15 protein-coding genes are annotated in these 19,568 nt (G+C 63.6%); 8 read left to right on the forward strand and 7 right to left on the reverse strand.

The annotated features are described in order from the left end of the window. Positions 1–143: 143 nt before the first annotated feature. The 5 genes from ACW5CM_RS03570 to ACW5CM_RS03590 all read left to right on the forward strand — a co-directional run bounded on the left by ACW5CM_RS03570 (position 144) and on the right by ACW5CM_RS03590 (position 6,613). Complete coding sequence (locus ACW5CM_RS03570; RefSeq protein WP_438253401.1) at positions 144–1,136, forward strand: ABC transporter permease; 993 nt, start codon at positions 144–146, stop codon at positions 1,134–1,136. After that, positions 1,130–2,062, forward strand: a complete 933-nt coding sequence (locus ACW5CM_RS03575) for a carbohydrate ABC transporter permease (protein WP_438253402.1) — start codon at positions 1,130–1,132, stop codon at positions 2,060–2,062. The genes ACW5CM_RS03570 and ACW5CM_RS03575 overlap by 7 nt, the downstream gene beginning before the upstream one ends. Positions 2,063–2,105: 43 nt before the next feature. Continuing rightward, complete coding sequence (locus ACW5CM_RS03580; RefSeq protein ID WP_457124199.1) at positions 2,106–3,767, forward strand: ABC transporter substrate-binding protein; 1,662 nt, start codon at positions 2,106–2,108, stop codon at positions 3,765–3,767. A gap of 75 nt (positions 3,768–3,842) precedes the next feature. After that, positions 3,843–4,598 (forward strand): DUF624 domain-containing protein, encoded by a 756-nt coding sequence (locus tag ACW5CM_RS03585; protein ID WP_457124200.1) that lies wholly within the window; start codon positions 3,843–3,845, stop codon positions 4,596–4,598. Beyond that, positions 4,595–6,613 carry a beta-galactosidase gene (locus ACW5CM_RS03590; protein WP_457124201.1) on the forward strand — a complete coding sequence of 673 codons (2,019 nt, stop codon included), beginning with the start codon at positions 4,595–4,597 and terminating at the stop codon, positions 6,611–6,613. Before ACW5CM_RS03585 ends, ACW5CM_RS03590 begins: the two co-directional genes overlap by 4 nt. A 31-nt stretch (positions 6,614–6,644) precedes the next feature. Here ACW5CM_RS03590 and ACW5CM_RS03595 read toward each other — a convergent pair whose 3' ends face one another. From ACW5CM_RS03595 to uxaC, 3 genes are read right to left on the reverse strand one after another with little or no spacing between them, the layout of a single operon-like run. Then, positions 6,645–8,603, reverse strand: a complete 1,959-nt coding sequence (locus ACW5CM_RS03595; protein ID WP_457124202.1) for an alpha-glucuronidase — start codon at positions 8,601–8,603, stop codon at positions 6,645–6,647. 37 nt (positions 8,604–8,640) lie between these two features. After that, a complete protein-coding gene (manD, locus tag ACW5CM_RS03600; RefSeq protein WP_438253407.1) occupies positions 8,641–9,876 on the reverse strand; it encodes a D-mannonate dehydratase ManD in 1,236 nt (411 codons plus the stop codon). Continuing rightward, positions 9,873–11,411 (reverse strand): glucuronate isomerase, encoded by a 1,539-nt coding sequence (uxaC, locus tag ACW5CM_RS03605; protein ID WP_457124203.1) that lies wholly within the window; start codon positions 11,409–11,411, stop codon positions 9,873–9,875. The genes manD and uxaC overlap by 4 nt, the downstream gene beginning before the upstream one ends. 185 nt (positions 11,412–11,596) lie before the next feature. Here uxaC and ACW5CM_RS03610 point away from each other — a divergent pair, with 185 nt between their 5' ends. Then, positions 11,597–12,604, forward strand: coding sequence for a LacI family DNA-binding transcriptional regulator (locus ACW5CM_RS03610; RefSeq protein ID WP_438253409.1), 1,008 nt, complete (start codon positions 11,597–11,599; stop codon positions 12,602–12,604). Between the two features lie 29 nt (positions 12,605–12,633). Next, positions 12,634–13,980 (forward strand): mannitol dehydrogenase family protein, encoded by a 1,347-nt coding sequence (locus ACW5CM_RS03615; protein WP_457124204.1) that lies wholly within the window; start codon positions 12,634–12,636, stop codon positions 13,978–13,980. 63 nt (positions 13,981–14,043) lie between these two features. Here the strand turns inward: ACW5CM_RS03615 and ACW5CM_RS03620 are convergent, their stop codons facing one another. The 4 genes from ACW5CM_RS03620 to ACW5CM_RS03635 all read right to left on the reverse strand — a co-directional run bounded on the left by ACW5CM_RS03620 (position 14,044) and on the right by ACW5CM_RS03635 (position 17,243). Beyond that, the gene (locus tag ACW5CM_RS03620; protein ID WP_438253411.1) at positions 14,044–14,343 is read right to left on the reverse strand and encodes a Fe-S cluster assembly protein HesB; all 300 of its coding nucleotides are present in this window, start codon (positions 14,341–14,343) and stop codon (positions 14,044–14,046) included. 130 nt (positions 14,344–14,473) lie between these two features. Further along, positions 14,474–15,046 carry a 1-acyl-sn-glycerol-3-phosphate acyltransferase gene (locus ACW5CM_RS03625; RefSeq protein ID WP_457124205.1) on the reverse strand — a complete coding sequence of 191 codons (573 nt, stop codon included), beginning with the start codon at positions 15,044–15,046 and terminating at the stop codon, positions 14,474–14,476. A 26-nt stretch (positions 15,047–15,072) separates the two neighbouring features. Further along, a complete protein-coding gene (locus ACW5CM_RS03630; RefSeq protein ID WP_457124206.1) occupies positions 15,073–15,597 on the reverse strand; it encodes a DUF6328 family protein in 525 nt (174 codons plus the stop codon). Between the two features lie 236 nt (positions 15,598–15,833). Then, a complete protein-coding gene (locus ACW5CM_RS03635; protein ID WP_438253700.1) occupies positions 15,834–17,243 on the reverse strand; it encodes a DHA2 family efflux MFS transporter permease subunit in 1,410 nt (469 codons plus the stop codon). A 215-nt stretch (positions 17,244–17,458) separates the two neighbouring features. On the opposite strand from ACW5CM_RS03635, the gene ACW5CM_RS03640 reads away from it, so the two are divergent. After that, the gene (locus ACW5CM_RS03640) at positions 17,459–19,507 is read left to right on the forward strand and encodes an ABC transporter ATP-binding protein (RefSeq protein WP_457124207.1); all 2,049 of its coding nucleotides are present in this window, start codon (positions 17,459–17,461) and stop codon (positions 19,505–19,507) included. Positions 19,508–19,568: the final 61 nt, after the last annotated feature.

A 19,568-nucleotide genomic window follows, 5' to 3' on the forward strand; every position in this document is an offset into this window, starting at 1 on the left:
GTTAGCTTGACTTGCAGTGCACCCGCGGTCTACGTTCTGAAAAGCGCTATCGACGAAGTCCACGATAGTTTCTCTCGCTCGACTCACGAGCGTCCGCCGGCACGTGTGCCGAGCCCAGAATGCGAAGACAAAGGAGTCATTCAATGGCGGTGATTGACGAACTGAGCACGAAAGCGACCGTGGTCGCGCCAACACCGGCGCAGCGACGCAAAGCGGACAAGAAGCTTCGCCCTGGCCGTTCGTGGAAACGAGCGCTGAGAAAAGACTGGCAGCTCTACTCGCTCCTGCTCCTGCCGTTGCTGTTTCTGCTGATCTTTCGGTATGCGCCGATGGTGGGAAACATCATCGCGTTCCGCCGCTTCCGCCCCGGTGGATCGATGCTCGGCGATGAATGGGTCGGCTTCTACTACTTCGAGATGTTCATCAACAACGCTCAGTTCTGGCAGGTTTTCTGGAACACGGTGATCCTGGGCGCTCTCACGCTGTTGATCTGCTTTCCGCTGCCGATCGTGCTGGCGTTGATGCTGAACGAGTTGCGCTCGCGCAGATTCAAGAAGATCGTGCAGACGATCTCGTACCTGCCGCACTTCATGTCGATCGTGATCGTCGCCGGCCTGGTTCTTCAGATCACGTCTCTCAACGGCACGGTCAACCAGATTGTGGAAGCTCTCGGCGGCGATGCGATCTCCTACATGCAGCGGCCGGAGTGGTTCCGCTCCATCTACATCACCTCCGAGGTCTGGCAGACCGTCGGATGGGGGACGATCCTCTACCTCGCGGCGCTGTCGACGCTTGATGATCAACTCTACGAAGCTGCTCGCATCGACGGAGCCAACCGTTGGCAGCAGACCTGGCACATCACTCTTCCCGGCATCCGCCCGACCATGATGGTGCTGCTGATCCTGAACATCGGCACTTTCATGGCCGTCGGTTTTGAAAAGGTTCTGCTCCTGCAGAACCCGCTGATCTACGCGACCGCCGACGTCATTTCGACCTATCTGTATCGCGTCGGCATCCAGTCCGCGCAGTTCTCCTACGGCACGGCCGTGGGACTGTTCGAGGCGCTGATCGGTCTTGTCCTTATCCTCTCCGCGAACTATATTTCGCGCCGCACGGTTGGAGCATCTCTGTGGTGACCGAAGCCATCGCCACCCCCGACATCGCATCGGTGCGGCGAGAGAATGGCGCAATCAGGGAGTCGACCGGGTATCGGGTGTTCCGCGTCATCAACGTGATCGTTCTCCTGATCATCACCGGCGTGATCCTGTATCCGTTCCTGAACCTGTTCGCGAAAGCGTTCTCTTCGGAGGGATACATCGCCGCGGGCGAGGTGAACCTCATTCCGCGCGGTTTCAACACCGAGACGTTCATCGTCGTGCTGAGCGATCCGATGTTCTGGATCAACTACCGCAACACCATCGTGTACACCGTGCTGGGCACGTTGATCGCCATGGTGCTGACGACAACGTACGCGTACGCGATCAGTCGGCCGTATTTGAAGGGGCGCTCCTTCTTCATCGGGGTTGCCGTTTTCACGATGTTCTTCTCCGGCGGCATGATCCCGAACTACATCCTGATCGGCAACGTGCTTGGCATGCGCAACACCATTTGGGCGATTGTGCTGCCTGGTGCGATCTCGGTGTTCAACCTGCTCGTCATGAAGTCCTTCTTCGAGAACTTCCCGACGGAGCTGGAAGAAGCAGCGGCCATCGACGGCCTGTCCACGTATGGAACGCTCGGACGAGTCGTGCTGCCGCTGTCCAAAGCGGTGTTGGCGACGATGACCCTGTTCTACGCCGTGAGCATGTGGAACGCCTGGTTCGGCGCATTCCTCTACCTCGACGACAAGAACCTGTTCCCGGTGACCATGTATCTCCGGAATCTGATCGCGTCGGCCACCGGCACCGAGGCGATCACCGGTGGAGCGGGGGATGCCGTCCAAATCGGCGCCAATATCCAATCAGTCACCATGCTGCTCACCATTTTGCCCATCGTCTGTCTCTATCCCTTCATCCAGAAGTACTTCGTCTCGGGCGTGATGCTCGGCTCCGTCAAGGGCTGAACGCGAGACGAAACCACCCGAAAGACCGTCACTAAGGAGAACCATGAGAACGTCACAGAAACGCGTTGCGGTCGGCATCGTTGCCGCCCTCACGATCTCACTCGCAGCATGTTCGTCACCCGCGGATGGAGGTGGCGAGCAAGGCGCAGCGGGCGAGATCGGTGCGGACCAGTCCGTCGGAGCGATGGAGGACTTCGCTGCCGGAACCACGTTCAAGGCGACCGAGCCCGTCGAGTTCTCGCTGATGTATCGCGACCACCCCAACTACTCCGTGCAGGAGAACTGGTCGGTCTTCAAACACCTCGAAGAAGACAACAACGTCACCTTCGATCGCACTGATATTCCGCTCGCAGACTGGGACAACAAGAAGTCGCTGCTCGTGGGAGCAGGCGATGCATCCGCTCTGATTCCGGTCACATATCCCGGTCAGGAAACGCAGTTCGTCTCGGGTGGCGCGGTGCTCCCGGTTTCGGACTACGTGCAGTACATGCCCAACTTCGAACAGAAGGCGAAGGACTGGGGTCTGCAGGACGAACTTGATGCTCACCGCCAGGCGGATGGCAAGTACTACCTGCTCCCCGGAGTTCGAGAGATCCCCGATGTGCAGTACTCGGTTGTCATCCGCGAAGACCTCTTCGAGAAGGCGGGCATCACCGACGATCCCGAAACCTGGGAGGAATTCGCCGAGCAGTTGGCCGAGGTGACCGCGGCGAACCCCGACCTCTCTTTTGCGATGTCAGATCGATGGACGGATTCGCAGCCACTGGGTGCGATGCTGCAGTACATCGCCCCCAACTACGACACGATCGCCGGCTGGGGATACAGCAACAACCGCTTCGACGAAGCGTCCGGCGAGTTCCAGTTCACCGGGACGACTGACGGTTACAAGGAGCTGCTCGAGTACGCGGCCGGTCTTGTCGATGCCGGTCTGCTCGACCCCGAAATCACGCAGAGCGATGACCAGGCCATTCAGAAGTTCGTCTCCGGTCAGACCGCTGCTATCTCCGGCAACACGCAGGAGATCAACAGCTACCGAAGCAAGCTCGCGGATGCTGGCAACACCGAGGCATCGCTGAAGATGGTTGTTCTTCCGGGCGGGCCCGCCGGTGGTTACCTCACAGGCAGCCGGCTTTCCTCCGGCGTCATGATCTCGGACGACGCGAAGGACAATGCCAATTTCCTCGCCATGCTGCAGTTCGTGGACTGGCTGTACTACTCCGACGAGGGCATCGAGTTTGCCCAGTGGGGTGTGGAGGGTGAGACCTTCACAAAGGATGCTGACGGCAAGCGCGAGCTGTTGCCCGAGATCGGATGGAACGCTCTCAACCCGGACGCACCCAAGAAGCTCAACGCAGACTTCGGCTACTCCAACGGTGTCTTCCTGCTGGCGAACGGCTCCTCCAAGGACCTGCTGCAGTCTGTCATGTCAGATGAGACGCGGGAATGGACCGACCAGGTGCTCGCTGTGAAGGAGATCGTCCCGGTAGCTCCCGCTGCTCCGCTCGACGAGATTGAACTCGAGCAGAACTCCCTGCTGGACACGCAGCTGAAGGATGCCGTGATGGCGGCAACCGCTGCCTTCGTCACCGGGCAGCGCTCCTTCGACGACTGGGATGCCTTCGTCGCCGAGATCGATGCACAGGGCGGAAAGCAGCTCATCGACACGATGAACGGCGCACTCGAGCGGGCGAAGTCTGCCAACTGATTCACTGCAACACATACGGGAGGGAGATGCGGTCGGTAGCCGCATCTCCCTTCCGAGGACATGAGAGAGACGGACATGCCTGAGCTTCTGTTCGAACCGGCCCCGTCGCGTCAGCCGATAGCCGGCGCTCGCGAGTTCGGCCAAGGCCCGCTCGGACGAGCCTCCACTGTCATCTACTGGTACGTGATGATCGGGCTCCTCATGGCCCTCACCCAACTGCCCACGCTCGTCGCGGTCATGCTTCTGGATCGCTCAGCCAGCAATATTCCGTTGTATGCGGCGGCCATGATTCCGCTTGCTCCGGCCTTTGCCGCCGGCACATCAGCCCTATCTCGCCGCGTCCATGATGATGATGCGACGCCATGGCGGGCGTACTGGCGTGGTTTCGGCAGCAACCTCGTCGACGTGCTCCGGTTGTGGCTTCCGCTACTGCTGCTGGGTGCGCTGATCGCCATGGCACTCGCCAACAGCGAGGCAGCGGGTATCTCCACCGGCTACGCGCTCGTCCTCATCGTCATCCTCGCCACGCTCACCGTGATCGCTGTGCATGCGATGGCGATCAGCACATTCTTCGCGTTCCGTTTCGTGGACGCGCTCCGGCTCGGTGTCGTCTTCCTGGCCCGTCGCCCACTCTCTTCTCTCGGCGTGCTCTCCCTGCTTGTGCTCGCTGCCGCCGCCGTCATCTTCTCCTCAGAGCTTGTCGTCACTCTGCTGTCGGTGGTGTGGGCGGCCCTGCTGCTGCGCAACGAGCGCCCGGTGCTCCGAGGAGTCGCCGACCAGTTCATTGTTCCCAACCCTGAAGAAAGCCGATTGGAAGCGCAGCGCGAATGAAGATTCTCTATGGTGGCGACTACAACCCTGAGCAGTGGCCGCGTCCGGTCTGGGAAGACGACTACGCAGCATTTGACCTCGCGGGGATCGACACGGTGACCATCGGCGTGTTCGCCTGGTCATACCTGCAGCCGGACGAGAGCACCTACGACTTCTCGCGTCTCGATGAGATTGTTGCGCGTGCCGTCGCCGGAGGCCGCAACATCGTGCTCGCAACCGCGACGGCTGCGCTTCCGCCGTGGCTTGCGACGCAGTATCCCGAGGTCAACCGTACCGACTTCGAAGGGCGGCGCCACCTCTATGGGCAGCGTCATAACGCCTGTCCGAACTCGCCGGTCTACCGGCGCCTCTCCGCGGAGCTGGCCGGCAGGATCGCCGAGCGATACGCCGGAACGCCGGCACTGGTGGCCTGGCATGTCGGCAATGAGTACGGGGGCTATGACGGCGGATGCTGGTGTGACAACTGCGCGGTCGCTTTCCGTCTGTGGCTGCGAGAACGCTACGAGACGCTGGACCGACTCAACGACGCCTGGAACGCGACGTTCTGGTCGCATCTGTTCACCGACTGGGATCAGATCGTGCCACCGAGCAAGATCAGTGAGCATTGGCGTGGTCCGGACCACACCGCGTTCCAAGGCATCACGCTGGATTACCGCCGCTTCATGTCGGATTCGATGCGGCAGAACTTCCGCGACGAGAAGGCGCGCATTCGAGAGCATGACCCTGACGTACCGGTGACGACAAACTTCATGGGCGCCTACCGGCCTCTCGACTACCACTCCTGGGCGGACGATCTTGACTTCGTGTCGTGGGACAACTATCCGCCCGGTTCGCGCGAGCATGTGCGAATGGCGTTCGCCCACGATCTGATGCGCGGCATCAAGGGCGGCAAACCGTTCTGGGTCATGGAGCAGACTCCCACCATCACCGCCAGCCGTGATGTGAACCCGGTCAAGCGTCCTGGTGTACTGCGGCTGTGGTCATGGCAGGCGGTGGCGCACGGTGCCGATGCGGTGCTCTACTTCCAGATGCGCCAGTCGAAGGGCGCCTGCGAGAAGTATCACGGCGCCGTGCTGGATCACTCCGGCAGAACCGACACACGCGCGTTCACCGAAGCGGCCGTTCTGGGGTCCGAGTTCGAGCACGTGGGCGACACGATCACAGGTGCGAAGACACCGGCGAAGATCGCACTGCTCGTCGACTGGAACTCGTGGTGGGCTGCCGAGATGACAGATGGTTTCAACCGGCACGCGAAGTACATCCCTACCGTTCTCGGTTACTACCGCGCGCTGTGGAATGCGCATGTCGATGTCGATGTGATCTCCGCACAGGCAGATCTGAGCCGGTACGACGTCGTGATCGCGCCGATGCTGCATATGCTCACTGGCGACATCGTCGAACGGCTGGAAGCGGTGGCAGGAGGGGGCGGTTCCGTCGTCGCGTCGTACTGGTCGGGCCGCGTCGACGTCGACGACAACGCGTTCCTCGCGGATGCGCCGGGTCCGCTCGGTGCGCTGTTCGGCGTGCGGGTGGACGAAACCGACTCAGCCGCACCGGGGGAGGCGAATCCCGTGACGCTGGGGGCTGGCGAGGTCGTCTCGGCCGCGGAACTCGTGTTCGAGCTTCTGACCCCTCTCGGGGCAGAGGTCGTGGGAGCGTACGGAGCCGACTTCTATGCCGGAAAACCTGCGGTGACCCGCCACGACGTGCCAGGCGGCGGTCAGGCCTGGTACGTCGGAACCGGACTTGACGATGCCGGATTGGCATGGATCATCGATACGATCCTCGCTCGCCACGGACTGGTCGGGCCCTACGCCGGCATCGCGGATCTCGAGGTGAGCGTTCGCGACAACGGTGCTGAACGAACGACGTTCCTCCTGAACCACGCCACCACCGATGTCGAGGTGGCCGCGCACATCGGCGGAACTGACGTGCTCACCGGAAGAAACATCTCTGCTGGCGAGCCGTTGCGACTCAAGCCGACTGACGTGCTCATCATCCGCAGCGACCGCTGAGCTTCTGCCGAGGCCGCGGGGGCACCGATCCTCAGTGGATCGTGCGCCCCGCGGCATCCGGAATACCTGACTTACGCAGGAAATAGGTGTTCACCTGATCGCGCCATTCGCGCGCCGAACGTCGCTGTTCGTCCAGTCGCTCGGCGACACGATCGAACAGTGCGCGCTCGACGCGTCCGTCGAGCGTCGCCCAACGCTCGACCATCTCATCGACGCGATCCGCTCCGGCGAAGTGCGTGTCGTAGATGTGCTGGATCACCGTGCTCCCGGAGTGCAGTACGTGCGAATACGGCACGTGATGGAAGAACAGCAGCAGCTCGTCGGGGCAGGTTGCGGCGCTTTCATACTGTTGACGCAGCGGAGTGAGATATTGCCCGGCAAATCCGGTGCCGCTGGAGAGGGATCGATCAACGCCGACCCCATCACGATCGGCGAAATGATAGGTGCCCCACGGTGAGTATTCGTAACCGTCGACGGAAGGGCCGTAATGCGAGCCCGGCGTGACCATGAAACCCACCCCGAGCGGGGCGGTGTACAGCTCATACGTCTCCCATGAACGATCCATGATCGCGTGCAGCGTCTCGCGGACAGCCGCATCCACCTGGCCATCGGGAGATGCGAAGGTCAGCGAGATCCACTCGTCCAGCACGGTCGCCGGATCAAGCGTCGGGTCCCAAGCCAGTCGGCCGAATGCGTAGAGGTTGGCCTGCGCGAGCGGATGACCGCTCCAGAAGGCGTCGTCACCCACATTCGACACGGCCGCGATGCCACCGCCACCGGCCACGATCTGAGAAACCGTCGCTCCGCTGTCATCCAATGCCGAGCTCAGGATCTCGCTCCACCACGGACCGAGATAGCAAACATGCTTCTGGTGACCGGTGTACTCCTGCGTCACCTGCAGCTCTACGGCGAGGCGGGTGCTGGGCATGGCGGCCAGCACCGGTGAGATGGGCTCGCGCGTCTGGAAGTCCATCGGGCCGTGCTTCACCTGCACGATGACGTTGTCGGCGAAGGAGCCGTCCAGAGGTGTGAAATGGTCGTACGCGGCACGCGCGCGATCAGTGCGGCGGTCCCGCCAGTCCTGGCGGTGGTTGTAGACGAAGGCTCGCCAGTGCACAACGCCGCCATGCGGTGCCACGGCTGCCGCGAGCATGTTCGCGCCGTCCGCGTGATTTCTTCCGTAGGCGAACGGGCCGGGTTGACCTTCGGAATCCGCTTTCACGAGGAAACCACCGAAATCCGGAATGCGGTCCCAGACCCGGGCCGCGGCATCCGCCCACCACTGGCGCACGCTCGTATCCAGCGGGTCAGCAGTGCTCAGCCCGCCCAGCCGCATCGGCGAGGCGAAGGAGACGGCCAGGTGCACGCGCACGCCCCAGACACGAAACTCTTCAGCGATGCGTTCGACATCGCCCAGGCGATCGGTGAGCAGCTCTGATTCTGTGGCACCGACGTTGACGTTGTTGATGGAGACGCGGTCGATGCCGATGGCGGCAAGCAGGCGCGCGTAGGTGCGTACCCGTCGCAGGTCTTCGCGCACAGCTCCGGCGTCGTAGAAGATCGAGCCACCGGCGTAGCCGCGCTCCACCTGTCCCATCACAGGGTGAACGATGACGTTGTCCCAGTGATCCAGCATCCGCAGCGCGTGCGCGGGCCGATGATGGCCGGCGGGCAGGTCGGGGCTGAACGCCCGGTCCCCGAGCCGAACGAGATGGAACCAGCCATGCAGCAGAGACGTCGTCGAGGCAGCTGACACCGTCGTCGTTTCTGCGCGGTCCAGACGGAACCCGGTGTCGACAGACTCGTCGAGCGTGAAGACGAGATCGGCCTGCGCGTCATCGCCGACGATGACACCACCCGCATCGATGACGTCGGCACGCAACGATTCAACCGGACCTCCGGCGGCGTCTATTCGTACGCGTCGACCGCGTATCGCGGCGAACGCACCGGGAGCGAGCCAGGCGGGGTGGGCGAGGGGGAGGGAAGTCACGAGGTTTCTCCGATGTGAGGAAGGGGAGGTATCACGGTCACCAGTCGTGGACGGTGCCGTCCTGAAGCCGGTTGAATGGCAGGTACGCCGATTGATAGGCGAACGCCGCAGCTGCATCATCGGCATAGTCGACGCCGAGTCCCGGCTCGTTGCCCGGATGCAGATAGCCGTCGGTGAAGGTGAAGGACGACCGGAATACCTCGTTGGTCGCATCCGAGTGCTGCATGTACTCCTGAATGCCGAAGTTGTGGATCGCGAGATCCAGGTGCAGGGCCGCGGCCATGCCGACCGGGGAGATATCGGTGGGGCCATGGATGCCGGATTTGATCTGATACTGCGCTGCGAAGTCGAGGATACGGCGAACCCCGGTGATGCCGCCGGTGTGCGTCACCGCGGAGCGCACGTAGTCGATGAGCTGCTCACGGATCAGGGTCTGGTAGTCCCACACCGTGTTGAAGACCTCGCCGATGGCCAAGGGCGTCGTGGTGTGCTGACGGACCAGGCGCAGCGCCTCCTGATTCTCGGCGGGTGTGCAGTCCTCGAGCCAGAACAGGTCGTAGGGCTCAAGTTCCTTGCCAAGCTTCGCCGCCTGGATCGGGGTCATGCGGTGGTGACCGTCGTGCAGCAGCGGAAGCTCGGCGCCGAACTCGTTGCGCACGGCCTCGAACACTCCGGGCAGATGGCGAAGGTAGGCCCGCGTGTCCCAGTCCTCCTCCGCGGGCAGCGGGATTCGCTGTGCGGGTTCGTAGTCGTATCGACCTCCCGCGGCCGGCTGAGCGGCGACGCCGTACACCGCATTCACACCGGGAACGGAGGTCTGCACGCGAATCGAGCGGAAGCCCATGTCGAGGTGATGGCGGATCGAATCGAAAAGTTCCGGGATGTCGCGGCCGGAAGCGTGACCGTACGCCATGATCCCGGAGCGCGAGGCGCCTCCCAGGAGCTGGTACAGCGGCATCCCCGCGATCTTCGCTTTGATGTCCCACAGGGCGACATCGACGGCGGCGATCGCGGCCATCGTCACAGGGCCGCGACGCCAGTACGCGCTTCGATAGAGGAACTGCCAGGTGTCTTCGATCGTATGAGCGTCTCGTCCGATCAGCAGGGGGACGACATGGTCGCGCAGATACGAGACCACCGAGAGCTCCCGGCCGTTCAACGTGGCATCGCCGAGTCCTGTGACGCCATCCTCGGTCGTGATGCGCAATGTCACGAAATTGCGACTCGGGCTGGTGACGAGCACCTCGGCGGAACGGATGCGGGTGCCGGTCATGCGGGAGTCCTCTCAAGGGGGGCCGAAGCTGTGGGGCTGGAGTGCTCCGGGGTAGACGACGGACGTGGATACGCCTTTTTCGGTAGATGGTAGGCGAGATCTGCTGCGGTCTCGATCGCCTCATCGATGTCGAGCCGGTGCTCGCAGACGAGTCTTCCCAGGTATCCGGCATCGATTCGACGAGCGAGATCGTGACGGGCGGGGATCGAGCAGAACGCGCGGGTGTCATCGACGAAGCCACTGGTGTTGTAGAAGCCCGCCGTATCGGTGATCGCTTCCCGGAACCGGCGCATGCCATCGGGTGAATCCAGGAACCACCACGGTGCTCCGAGCCGGAGTGCAGGGTAGACGCCGGCCAGGGGAGCAAGCTCCCGAGAGAACGTGGTCTCGTCGACCGTGAACGCGATCATGCGGAAGTTCGGATGATGGCCGAAAGCATCCAGCACCGGGCGAAGCCCGTGCACATAATCCGTCGGAACCGGAATGTCGTAACCGATGTCGTGACCGTAGCGCGACATCGCTGATGACGAGTGGTCGCGCTGAACGCCGGGATGCACCTGCATCGTGAGCCCGTCATCGACGGACATCGCGGCCATCTCGAACAACATGTGCGCAGCGAAAGCGCGGCTTTGCGCCGGCGTCGTCTGTCCGCGCAGAGCAGCAGTGAAAATGCGGGATGCTTCGGCGGGATCAAGCGGTGTGGTGTCGGCGCTCATGTGCCCGTGATCTGTCGCTCGGGCGCCCGCCGCGATGAACGACTGCCGCCGTGCTCGCAGCGCTTCGAGGTACGTTCGGTAGTCGTGCACGTCGATGTGCGCGCTCGCCCCCAGCGACAGGATCCGCTCGGCCCAATCGGAAGACGACACGTGCAGCAGCGAGTCGGGACGGAATGTCGGTATGACGCGATCAGCCCACCCCTGTGCTGCCAGTTGCGCATGATGGCTGAGCGAGGATTCCGCAGGGTCGGTGGTGGCAAGCGTCTCGATGCCGAACTGTTCGAAGAGCGCGCGGGGCCGGAACTCGGGAGCTCGGAGACGCTCCATGAGATGGTCATAGATTCGGTCGGCGGATGCTGCCGAGGGGCGTTCCGCGACCTCGAAGACTTCGATGAGCACGTGTTCGAGCCAGTATCTCGTTGGGGTGCCGCGGAACAGGTGCCACCCCGCGCAGAACCGCCGCCAGATCTCCCGAGGGCTCTGTTCCGCGGCTTCGACCCCAGAGGGTGCGCGGTTCGCCGGGGGGACGCCGAGACTCTGCACTCCGCGCACGCCCGGGGAGCCGTCGGGAGACGTGCTCTGCGCGACGAGCATGCGCAGCAGATAGTGATCGGGCGTGACGAACAGCGCTGCCGGGTTCTCGAACGGAGCATCGGCCGCGAGCAGGGCCGATTCGACATGGCCATGCATCGAAAGGATGGGAAGAGCGGAGGTCTGCGCCAGAATCTCACGCGCTGCGGATCGCACGCTCGGCTCAGCAGGAAGTGCCCGGTCTGGGTGCAAGTTCCAGGCTCGTGGCGGTGGTACAGGGCGCGTCATAGCTCTCCTCGACGAATGCGAACGTTTGCAGTCTATGGCATCAGCCCGCACCGTCAAGGTTGCAGTTTCTAGGTGATAGTTGACTACAATCGTTCGTAGAGGTTGATAATGATTGGCAATCAGCATGCTGGTTGCACTGGCATGGATACCCTGGACGCACCACAGTCCACGATGAGGAGGCGGCATTGGCGGTCACCGCGAAGGACGTCGCAGAAGAATGCGGCCTATCGATCTCAACGGTGTCTCGGGCCCTCGCGGAGCCCGAGCGCGTCGCCGTAGCTACTCGTGAGCGAGTCGTCGCCGCCGCGAACCGACTCGGCTACCATCCGAACCGCGCAGCGTCGGGCCTGCGCGCAGGCCGCACCGGTGTGATCGGCCTGGTCGTTCCCGATCTGGAGAACCCGTACTTCGCTTCGATCGTGAAGGGTGTGCAGAACCGCGCTCGTGCCACGGGCAGAGCGTCGTTCGTCGTCGACTCCGGTGAGGACGCGCATCTGGAGATCGAGCTGGTGCGAGAGCTCAAGAATCAGACGGACGGGATCGTGCTGTGCTCACCGCGCGCTGTGGAGTCAGATCTGGAGATTCTCGGCTCGCGTCCTGTCGTGCTGGTCAATCGCGTCGTCGAAGGCCAGATGTCAGTGACCGCCGATAACGCAGCCGGGATGATGCTCGCGGTTGAACATCTGCGGGCACTGGGCCATCGCCGCATCGCGTACGTCGGCGGACCGGAACGCTCCTGGTCAGATGAGCAGCGTCGTGCGGCGTTGCATCAGGCCGGTGAGAACTTCGCCGACACCGACCTCGTGTCGGTGGGATCCTTCCTCCCGCACGTCGAAGGCGGCCGCGCTGCGGCTGATCTCGTCGTAGCTGCCGGGGCGACAGCCGCGATTGCTTACAACGACCTGATGGCGGTGGGACTCATGGACCGTCTGCGAACGCGAGGAAAGCGAATCCCGGAGGACATTAGCGTGATCGGATTCGATGACACCTATGTTGCCCAGCTCACGTCACCGACGCTGACCAGCGTTCGTGCGGGGCTCGTCGATATCGGTGCGCGAGCCGTCGACGAACTGGTGCTGGATCTGGAGCGACGCCGATTGCGAACGCCGGCGAGCGATCCGGCTGCGGTGGAACTCGCGGTCACACTGCGGGTGAGGGATAGTACGTCGGTGCCGCCGAGCGCAGCGCGATGACGCTGGCGCGGCTCAGCCGTGCTGCCGTGATGAACAGCTTGCCGGCCGGAATGGAAGCGCCCGTCGCTCCGACGCAGGTCGGCATTGTGCATTTGGGCATCGGCGCCTTTCATCGTGCGCACCAGGCTGTATATACCCAGCAGGCGATGCGTGCTGGTGATCTGCGGTGGGGGATCCTCGGCGTAACGCACCGCTCGCCGACCGTTCGAGACCAGCTTGTGGCCCAGGACGGGTTGTATTCGGTGGTCACCGCGGGTGCCTCGGGAATCAGCTCACAACTTGTGGGCTCTGTCGTGGATGTGGCGTGGACAGGGGAGGAGACCGAGCGGATCCTTGCGGTGATGGCCGCGCCGACGACCCACATCATCACTCTCACCGTGACGGAGAAGGGGTATTCCCGGCGGGCAGACGGCTCTCTTGACCTCGACGCCGTTGCCGCGGATCTTGACGCCCTGGCACACGACCAGCACCGTGCCGCGCCGGCGTCCACCACGATCGGTCTGCTCGTGCGCGGACTGGTCGCGCGGTGGCGCGCAGGACGCACGCCTCTCACCGTGCTCAGCTGCGACAACCTGGCGGGCAACGGTGCGATTGTGCGCCGGCTTGTCTCGGAGGCTATCGAAACGGCATTTCCGGGTGCGGAGGGAACCCACCTGCGGCGGTGGATATGCGATTCGATCACCTTTCCGGGGAGCATGGTCGATCGGATCGTGCCGGCGACGACGCCGGAGTGGGGATCTGTCGCGGAGGATCTGCTGGGATTGCGCGATGACGGCGCGGTCATCGGGGAGCCGTTCATGCAGTGGGTCATCGAAGACGATTTCGCTGGCCCCCGGCCGGACTGGGAGAGCAGCGGTGCGATCATCACGTCGGATGTGGACGCCTACGAACGCGCAAAGCTGAGGCTTTTGAACGGTGCCCATTCGGTCATCGCCTATGCGGGGGCCCGGCGGGGGCACGACACCGTTGCCGCAGCGATGGGCGATCGCGAGGTCGTGGCAGCGGCTCGAGCAGTGCAGGAGGACGCGAGGGCGAGTCTGTCAGCGCCCGCGGGCATGGATCTGCTCGCCTATTCAGACGAGATCATTGATCGCTTCGCCAACCCGGTCATCATCGACACGACGCGACGTATCGCCGCCGATGCGACCCAGAAGCTTCCGGTGCGGTGGGGAACCGTACGCGCGGAACTCCGCGCAGCAGGCAGAAGCGCTCCGGGGATCGCGCGGGCCTATCAGGAGTGGGCAGCGTTCGTCATTGCGGAGGTGAACGCGAGTCGCCCGCTGGTCGATCCCCGATCGGACGAGCTGCGACTCATCGTGGAGAACGCGTCGTCAGCAGAGGCTGCCCGCGAGATGCTGGTTGCGCTCATGCGTTGAACGACCCGTTCTAGACAGCGTGGGGTGGGATGCCGCAGCATCCCACCCCACGCTGTTCTCAGATCAAACCGGCTGCGGCAAGATCGTGAAGCTGACGGCGCCCTGATCATCGACATCGGCATCGAGCACCTTGTCGGAAAGCGTCTCGGCGGCATTTGGTTCCAGGAAGACCCGGCTGCCTGCGCCTTCAACGACGACATCAGCGGGTTCGGGGGAGGGCACGACGTGAACGGCGAAGCGTGCTTCGCCGCTCGGGCCCTGTCCATCGGCGGTCTGAATGCGCAGCCCCGCGTCAGCGCTGGCATCCTCTCGGCCGACGATGGTGGTTACAACAGCATCTGCATTTTCGGTCAGGGTGAGCACGAGGCTTTTCCTTCCGGGTTGAGGACATGTTCCAGACAGAACATGTCCGGGCCACGATTCCTCAATCGGGCTTCGTCTTCAAGCCCACCTCAGCTGTTCGGAGGAACCTCTCATCTGCGCCGTCGCGAACTCAGGTCTCCGCGCCTTCGTCACGCAGGCGCGGCTCGGTACGCAGCTCAGGGCGCAGACCCGCCTTGTCCGCATAGAACTGACGGATGCGATCCATATCGGATGCCACATCACCGGTCAGCTCGAAGGTCGGTCCCAGCCCCGTGGTCATCGTGGTCCGATCGACAAAGCCGAGTGTCACCGGCATCTGTGCTTCACGAGCGATGCGGTAGAAACCGGATTTCCAGTACGTGTTGGAGCCTCGTGTGCCGTCAGGGGTGACGACCAGTCCGAACACCTCACCACCGCGGATGCGGGCGACGACGTCTGAGACGACCTGACCCGGATCGGAACGATCGACAGGAATGCCGCCGAGACGGCTCATGATCGGTTCGCGCCAGCCGGCGAACAGACTCTTCTTGCCGAGCCAGCGCACGTCGATTCCCAGGCGCCAGGCGATCGCGAGCATCAGAACAAAGTCCCAGTTCGATGTGTGCGGTGCCCCGATGAGCACTGTGGGGCGACCGGGGGCCGCGGAGCCGACCAGCTTCCAGCGGCTGAACGCCCAGAAGATGCGGGCGAGAAGACGAGGCATCCCTCAACAGTATGCGATGCGCGCGCTCAGCCTGCTCGAGGGCGCGTGGACGCCCCCGAGCGTCGACGTCGGGCGACTACCAGCGGCAGCACGAGCCACAGCCCCAACACGATAATCGCGCCGACGATGAGCACGACCACGGCGAAATCTCGCTGCAGCGTGAAGTCGACGATCAGCGTGGTCACCCCGACACTCAGGGCTCCGACCACGACGAGGTTGGCCTTCACGATTCGTGCTCCGAAGCGCACCAGGTCCGGCTTGCGCCGCATGCCGAACAGTGATCGGTGCATCCCCACCGGCGTCAACGACAGGATGGTCGCCAGTGCCGCCAGGCCCACAAGAACGAGATAAAGCGTTCGCTGCACAGCATCGAGGTCGGCGAAACGCGGCTGGAAGGCCACCGCGAGCAGGAAGCCGGACAGCACTTGCGTGCCGGTCTGCATCACACGCAGCTCCTGCATCAGTTCTTCCCAGTTGCGATCGGCCCGTTCGTTGGCGGACTCATCGCGCCCGTCACCGCGAAGGTGGTCGGCTTCGACATCTCGATTCATGGCTCGAGTCTCGATGGCGCGCGCGATCTTGTCCAGACCCTTGCACCCGAATACCGGCGTAGCATGGAGCCATGACCACCTTGCCGTCCTCAGACGCCACTGCGAACGTTCAGCCTCTTACTGCTCCTGCAGGACTCAACCTGCTGGGCGATGCCGAAGCGGGATCCTGCTGCGGCGGCTCCTGCTCAACGCCCGCCGAATAGGCACCGCGCCTCGGCGACGATCCCGCAGTAGTCTCAGTGGCCGCCGTGCACGCCCTCGCCGATGTCATCTGCCGGCTTCTTCACGAATGCGCTCAACGCGACCGCACCCAGTGAGATGATCGCGGCGATCAAGAACGCCAGCCGCGCGCCGGGAGCGCCAGCGACCGCCGTCGACAGGCCTTCGCTCTCACCCGCGTGCAGCATCGAGGAGTACGTCACCGTGAGGACAGCAACCCCGGCGGCACCGCCGACCTGCTGAATGGTGTTCAGCGCGGCGGACCCATGCGAGTACAGGTGACGCTGGAGCGATCCGAGTGACGCCGAGAACAACGGCGTGAAGGACATGGCGAGCCCGACCGACATGATCGTCTGCGCGATCACCAGCAGCCACCATACGGTGTGCTCGCCGACGGTCGAGTAGAAGAACAGCGCGGCCGAGACCATGATGGTGCCGGGAACCAGGAGGGTGCGCGTGCCGCGCGCGTCGTAGACGCGTCCCATGATCGGGCCCAACAGGCCCATCAGCACGGATCCGGGCAGCAGGATCAGGCCAGACTGGAGCGCATCGAGACCAGCGACGTTCTGGAGGTACTGCGGCAGCAGTGTCAGCGTGCCGAACATCGACAGAGCCAGGATCGCCATGACGATCACCGCGATCGTGTAGTTGCCGGAGCGGAACACGCGCAGATCGAGCAGCGCGTCATCCTTGCGCTGCAACAGAAGCTGACGCCAGACGAACAGTGCCAGCCCAACAGCGCCGATGGTGAGCGAGAGCACGCCGATGGTCGCTCCGCCCGATTCACCCTCGCCGCCGAACTGGCTGAGGCCGTAGACGACGCCGCCGAAGCCGAATACGGACAGGACGATGGAGAGCACATCGATCGGAGCATCCGTCGTCTCGCCGAGATTCGTCATCCACTTCGCGCCCATCAGCAGCGCGACGATCGCGATCGGCAGAACGATGGCGAACAGAGCGCGCCAGCTCAGCGTCTCAAGTACGGCGCCGGCGAGCGTCGGCCCGATCGCGGGGGCAAGCGAGATCACGAGGCCGACGCGGCCCATCATTCGGCCACGCGACTGCGGCGGCACGACGTTCATCATCGTGGTCATCAGCAGCGGCATCATGATTCCGGTGCCGCCGGCCTGAATCACCCGGCCCAGGAGCAGGATCTCGAACCCGGGAGCGACGAGGCAGACCAGCGTTCCAAGCGAGAACGACGTCATCGCCGCGATGAAGACCTGCCGGGTCGTGAAACGCTGCAGCAGGAAGCCGGTGGTCGGGATGATGATCGCCATCGTCAGCATGAACGCACTCGTCAGCCACTGACCGAGTTCGGGCGGGATGCCGAGATCGGTGTTGAGATGTGGGATCGCGATGCCCATGGTCGTCTCGTTGAGAATTGCGACGAAGGCGGCGACCAGCAGCAGCCAGATCACCCGCATATCGGATGGTGCGATCAGCGGCTGCGGCTTCACGGTGGGAAGGGAACCGGTCGATGCGGTGGCCAAGGCGTCTCCTCAGTGGTTTGGGTGTGGCGGTAGGCCTGAGACGGAGCCGACAGATGAGGCATTCGTTCTAGGGCAACGCTCCAGGATAACCCTGCGGCTGTCATCCTTGTTCCCGCCTCCGCAGATTTTGTTGCGGATAGGCTGACCGAATGAGCATGGGCGGCGGTCGCGGCGGCGGATTTCGTGGTGTTGACGAGGCGGCGCAGAAGCGTTTGAATGCCGAGGCGCCGCGGATCACCGGGCTGGGTAAGCGTGTCGTTGGATTGTTCCGCCCGTACCGCGGACGGATCATCGCCACCGGCTTCCTCGTCGTCGTCGGTGCCGCCATCGCCGTCATCCCGCCACTGATCGTGCAGCGCATCTTCGATGATGCGCTGTTCCCCGTCGACGGAGGCAGCCCCGAGATCGGGCTGCTCATCCGACTCGTGGTCTTCATGGTCGGCCTCTTCCTCCTGTCCGCCCTCCTCGGCATCGCGCAGACCTGGCTCACCTCGACGGTCGGAAACAACGTCACCGGCGACCTGCGCGTGCGCCTGTTCGAACATCTGCAGGCGATGGAGCTGGGGTTCTTCACGCGAACGAAGACCGGCGTCATCCAATCCCGCCTGCAGAACGATGTCGGGGGAGTGTCCGGTGTGCTGACCAATACGGTCACCAGCATCCTCGGCAATATCGTCACCGTCATCGCCTCACTCGTCGCCATGATCTTGATCGATTGGCGCCTGACCCTCATCGCGGTTGTGCTGATGCCATTCCTGATCATCGTGCAGCGCCGGGTGGGGCAGGTGCGCGCACGCATCGCGGGCGAGACCCAGGAATCGCTGAGTGAGCTGACCTCCATCACCCAGGAGACCCTGAGCGTCTCAGGCATGCTGCTGTCGAAGTCGTTCAACCGTCAGCGCGCAGAATCGCAGCGTTACCAGGACGAGAACCGCAACCAGGTGAAGCTGCAGGTGCGCAGAGCAATGAGCGGTCAGGGTTTCTTCGCGGTCGTGCAGGTGCTGATGGCATCCGTTCCCGCGGTGATCTACCTCGTGTCCGGGTATCTGATCGCCGGCGGCGAGGGAGCGATCACGGCCGGAACCGTCGTCGCGTTCACGACCGTCCAGGCACGGCTCCTGCAACCGCTGATGGGGCTCATGCGCGTCTCGCTGGATCTGCAGACGTCCTCGGCGCTCTTCGCCCGCATTTTCGAGTACCTCGACCTGGTTCCTGAGATCGAAGATGCGCCGGATGCCGTATCGGTCGATGTGGCGCCCGGTCCGCGTGGACAGGTCGAGTTCCAGGACGTCGTCTTTCGCTACCCGGATGCTGCAGCCGATGCCCGACCGACCCTGCAAAGCGTCTCCTTCGTCGCGGAGCCCGGACAGCATGTGGCCTTTGTTGGGCCGTCGGGCGCGGGCAAGACCACCGTGCTGTATCTCGCGCCGCGACTGTACGAAGCTCATGGCGGTTCGGTGCTGTTCGCCGGAGCGGATGTGCGAACCCTGACGCAGGGCTCGATCATCGATGACGTCGGCATCGTCTCGCAGGAGACCTATCTGTTCCATGCCACGATCCGGGAGAACCTGCTCTACGCGAAGCCAGGGGCGTCAGAGGAAGAGCTCATCGCGGCCTGCACCAGCGCGAACATTCACCACATCATCGCCGGGTTCGAGCACGGCTACGATACGGTCGTCGGCGAACGCGGCTATCGCCTTTCCGGCGGCGAGAAGCAGCGCATCGCGATCGCGCGCGTGCTGCTGAAGGACCCGCCGGTTCTCCTGCTGGACGAAGCGACCTCGGCGCTGGACACCGTGTCGGAACGTGTCGTGCAGACAGCTCTCGATGAGGCGGCGAAGGGCCGGACAACCATCTCGATCGCACATCGACTGTCGACAGTGATGGGTGCCGATGTCATCCATGTGCTCGAAGCTGGGCGGATCGTGGAGTCGGGCACGCATAGCGAACTGCTGGCGCGCGGCGGGCTCTACTCCGAACTCGCAGCCGAGCAGGTTGCGGCAACCCGCGTCCTGGAAACCGAGGCCATCGTCGAGGGAACCGTCACCGGGGGAGTAGCCGCGGCTTTCCTTGATCGACGCGCTGACCGTGCGCCGGAGGACTCAGCCGGAGCAGATGCTGTTGCCGCGCTCACCGCTCCCGTGCCGCTTCTGGACGGGCCGAGCAACGACACACGCGTGTATCCCGCGGAGGGCTGAACAGCCTCCATCATCGCTCCCGGAGGATGATCTGGGAGGACCCCTTACATTTTTCAGATTG

This window comes from Microbacterium wangyouchuni, assembly GCF_054072595.1.